Annotated in this window: 1 protein-coding gene; it reads left to right on the forward strand. The window is 53.2% G+C overall.

Annotated features, from left to right (window positions below):
* The coding region (locus J2I46_RS32605; protein ID WP_207333306.1) for a transposase at positions 1–1,061 on the forward strand (1,061 nt) is incomplete at both ends.

Below are 1,061 nucleotides of genomic sequence, written 5' to 3' on the forward strand. Positions count from 1 at the left end.
CCTTGTCAACCTGCCCATGGATAGCCCGCTCTTCCAGCAATTCTGCCACTGCTTTCCCCAATTCAGCCGGGCAACAGTCAACAACTTCCTACTACTGGCTTCCGCCTTACTAGCCAGCAGAAGCACTAACCTGAACACACTCAAAGATCGAATGGGTACCCTGCTGGGAAAGCCCAACCGACAGCCAGCCTCCCATTACAAGCGAGTAATCCGCTTCTTTAACTGCCCCCAGGCCGCCGCTCTCACCCAGTGCATTCAACGCTTCACCTTTCAACTCCTCAGTGAGCGGGTCCACTACTTGATCCTGGATTCAACCTGTTGGCAGATAGGCCAAAAATGGGTTCACCTACAAGTATTATGCGCTGTTTATCAGGGCGTTGCCATACCTATACTATGGCGTGACCTGGATCGTCCAGGCACCAGCAACACCGCAGACCGGCAAGAGTTGCTGCGCCAGGCCGCTGGCCTCTTTAAGTTAAAGGGAAAAATCCTGCTGGCTGATCGGGAATATGTGGGCGACGACTGGCTGCGTTTCCTGGCTGATCTCGGGCTGGATTTCATCATCCGCCTACCAGCCAGTTGCTACAAAACTCAGGTGAGTAACTACGGCATCTTGCGGCGTAAAGCCCTGCGGCGCAAGCGAGCCATGGCCACCCCCATCTTATGGGCTGGCTACGCTTTTCAGCTGGTGATGAAGAAGAATCCAGCGGCCTGTCCAGGCGAACCGGTCTTGTTCTGGATTACCAGTTTAACCAGTCCCATCGTGGCCAGTGAGTTGTACCGCAAACGGTGGAAGATCGAGACGTGCTTCAAGTGTCTTAAAACCAATGGGTTCAACTTGCAACAGATGAATATCAAGCAGCCGACCAAGATTGCCCTGCTGCTGGCTGTAGTTGTCTTTGCCTATGTGCTTTGTTTATTGGAGGGCTTCAGAGAACGCGCCCAGATCCGGCTCAAACGGTATCAATCGGGGGCTAGTGGCCCTGCTCAATCCTTTTTCAAGCGTGGCATTCAGTTCATCACTTCGGGGCTAGTCGACTTCATTGTCTTTTTAAGACTGG

Origin of the sequence: Fibrella forsythiae, from assembly GCF_017353175.1 — a bacterium.
Taxonomy (GTDB): Bacteria; Bacteroidota; Bacteroidia; order Cytophagales; family Spirosomataceae; genus Fibrella; species Fibrella forsythiae.